3 protein-coding genes are annotated in these 3,154 nt (G+C 62.8%); all 3 read right to left on the reverse strand.

Annotation, left to right across the window (positions count from 1 at the left end; translation table 11 throughout):
- A partial coding sequence (locus tag V9K97_RS27205) for a serine hydrolase domain-containing protein (RefSeq protein ID WP_337321952.1) occupies window positions 1-1,256 on the reverse strand: 1,256 nt, incomplete at its 3' end.
- A 14-nt stretch (window positions 1,257-1,270) separates the two neighbouring features.
- Window positions 1,271-2,131 (reverse strand): NmrA family NAD(P)-binding protein, encoded by an 861-nt coding sequence (locus tag V9K97_RS27210; RefSeq protein ID WP_337321954.1) that lies wholly within the window; start codon window positions 2,129-2,131, stop codon window positions 1,271-1,273.
- A gap of 123 nt (window positions 2,132-2,254) precedes the next feature.
- The coding region (locus tag V9K97_RS27215; protein WP_337321956.1) for a LysR family transcriptional regulator at window positions 2,255-3,154 on the reverse strand (900 nt) is incomplete at its 5' end.

Below are 3,154 nucleotides of genomic sequence, written 5' to 3' on the forward strand. Positions count from 1 at the left end.
CGCGCGTCGTAGAACGGCAGCAGTTGCGTGAATACCGCACCGGTCACTTTCTTGACCGGGTCGACCCAGAAGTAGCAGTTGAGCAGCCCAGCCCACGCGTAACTGCCTGCGCTGCGACCGTTGGGCCCGGGCTGCGTGTTGATGTCGAACGAAAGGCCCCACTTCTGCGGCATGCCGGGGAATAGGTCGGCGTCGTTCGACCACGCTGCCGCGGATGTCTTCAGCGGGTTCACGTTCAGATCGCCGATCTGGTTCTGGCGCATCATGGCCACCGTCTGTGGCTTCAGGATGCGGGCGCCACGGAACGTACCGCCGCTCAGCAGCATCTGCAGGAGGGCCATGTAGTCGCGCGGCGTGCCGAACAGGCCACCCCCGCCCGAGAAGAACTCCGGGCGCTGCGGCATTTCGAACGGCATCGACGTGAGCGAGCCATCCGACTGGCGGATGTACGTCGTCGCCACGCGACGCTTCTGCGCACTGCTAATCAAGAAGCCGGTATCGATCATGCCGAGCGGCGCGAAGATGTTCTCGCGGAAGTAGACCTCGAGAGATTGATCGCTGACGGCCTCGACGATCTTTCCCACGGCGTCCATGCCCGTGCCGTACTGCCAGCGATCACCCGGGTCGAACTCGAGCGGGGCGGCGAATGCGCCGTTCTTGCTTTCGGCGATATCGGGCAGACCCGTGAACTTCTCGTACTGGGGCAGCTTGTCGCTCCAGTTGCTATAGGTAAGGCCCGAGGTGTGGGTCAGCAGGTGGCGCAAGGTGATTGGCCGCCTGGCGGGCCGCAGCGTGGGTGCCCCAGACGCATCGAAGCCTTCCAGAACCTTGGGCGACGCCAGTTCCGGCATCAGTTTGCCCACGGGATCGTCAAGTTGCAGCTTGCCCTGTTCGACGAGTTGCATGCAGGCGATTGCCGTTACCGCCTTCGTCATTGACAGCAGCCAGAAGACGGTGTCGAGCGACATGGCTGGACCGTGCGCCTCGTCGCGCTTGCCGAACGACCCTTCGTAGACGGTGCCTTTGTCAGTCGCACCCACGGCAACGACGCCAGCGACTTGCCTCCCGTCAACAGCACGCTGAAGCATTCGATCGATCGAGTTGAAGACGCCACTGCGAGGGTATTTGGCCACCGGGCTCGGGGTACGTGCCGTCGCCGCCATAACTGGGGCGCTCGCCAACTGGGCGAGCGCGGGGACGGTCATCAACGTGGCAGCACCTTTGAGCAGATTGCGCCTACTGAAGCCTTGGTTCATGTTCATGACTCCTGTCAGGCGCGCGCGATCAGGGTTTGCAGAACCGTATCCAGGGACACGGTGCCTTTGCGCGTGCTGGATGCGTCACCCTCGAAGTCGATCCACCCTTCATTGAAGCCATCCAGCATCTGGGCGCGTGGAACCGGGTTCTTCATCCCCTGCGACTTGAACAGCGCCTCCCAGGTGGCGCGCGGCACCGCTTCCATCCGTACCTCGCGTTCGAGCACGCGCCCAAAGGCCGCGGCGATGTCATTGGGTGACAAGCGCGCGCCCTCCAATTCGACGACGCGCCTGCCCTGCCAGGTTTCCTGGAGCAACTCGGCCGCCACGCGCCCGATGTCCTCGGTGGCGACCATCGGCACCGGCTTGTCCAACGGGTAGAGAAAGCTCGGGATCACGCCGGTCGTGCGGGCCGGTGCGACATCCCATGTCGCGTTCTCCATGAACCAGGCGGCGCGCAAGAAGGTGATAGGCAGCGGCAAGGTTCCCAGGCTTTTCTCCTGCAACTGGTGCTGCTGCAGCAGGTTTGGCTGCAGCGCTTGAGCGCCTATCGTCGACAGGGAGACAACCTTGGAGGGCCGCGCGACTTCGAGCGCCTCACGGACGGCGGCGATCACACGACGCGCTTCGTTAAAGTCGGGCGACGGATCGAACACCGGCGGCAGCAGGAAGAAAACCCCTTGCACGCCGGCGAAGGCCTTCTTCAGTGCGGCGGCATCGTACAGGTCCGCGACTGCGACCTCACATCCTTTGCGCGCCCATGCCGCGCCCTTTTCGGCATTGCGCACGACTGCTCGTACCCGCTGTCCATTGTCGATGAGTACCCTTGCGACGGTACCCCCGACCTGACCTGTGATTCCTGTAATGGCGAACATTCGAGACTCCTTGGGAAGGCGGCACTGAGCCGCGGTGCAAGAAGTCTCGGAGAACGAGCTTGTTACTTCAATGACATGGGTGTCATTTCATTAATGACACAAGATCATCATTGAAGCTGGAGGCTAATGCAGCAGCGCGACGATGAAGTCCAGAAACGCGCGCGTCTTCGCGGGCACATGATGGCGTGACGGGTGCAGCGCATACAACGGAAACCGCTCATCGGGCCAGTCTGGAAACACCTCGACTAATCGACCATCGGCAATCATCGGCCCGACGCCCAAGTCCATGACTTGGGCCATCCCGTGACCGGCGAGGCACACGCTGTACAGCGTTCCGGCATCATTGACCGTCAACGAGCCGCTGGTTTCGAGCACCAGCTTCTTGCGACGTTTGTGAAACTCCCATGGATAGGGGCGCCCGGACTCCGGATCTCGGAACTGAATGCAGACGTGATGGCCCTTCTCGAGTTCGCGTGGGTCTTTGGGATGGCCGTAGCGCTTGAGGTAGGCGGGCGCTGCGATGGTCACCATCCGGGTGTCCAGCAGCTTGCGTGCAACCAGTGTCGACGGGCGAGGATTTCCGAAGCGCACGGCCAGATCGAAACCATCGGCCACAAGGTCGCCCAGGCGATCCGTTGTGATCAGTTCGAGGCGCAACTGCGGGTAGCTCTCGAGGAATGCGCCCAGCCTTGGCCCCAGGATCAGCCGAGAGAAATACGGATCAAGATTGACCCTCAGGCGCCCGCGAACGGCGGCCGCGCCTTGGGCGGCGGAGGCCGCAGCCTCTTCCAGGCCGGCCAAAAGGGGCATCACCTGCTCGTAGAAGCGCCTGCCCTCGTCGGTGAGGCTGACAGATCGCGTGGTGCGTTCGAGCAGCCGAATACCCAGCCGCGCCTCAAGCCGCGCAATCGACCGGCTGACGCCAGATTGCGACATGTTCAGTATGTCGCCAGCCGCCGCAAACGTGCCGCTGTCGACGATCGCGGACAGCACGCTGATCCCGTTTGTCACCCGATCGTCAAA

The sequence above is a fragment of the Variovorax sp. CCNWLW186 genome (assembly GCF_037203865.1).
Classification (GTDB): domain Bacteria; phylum Pseudomonadota; class Gammaproteobacteria; order Burkholderiales; family Burkholderiaceae_C; genus Variovorax.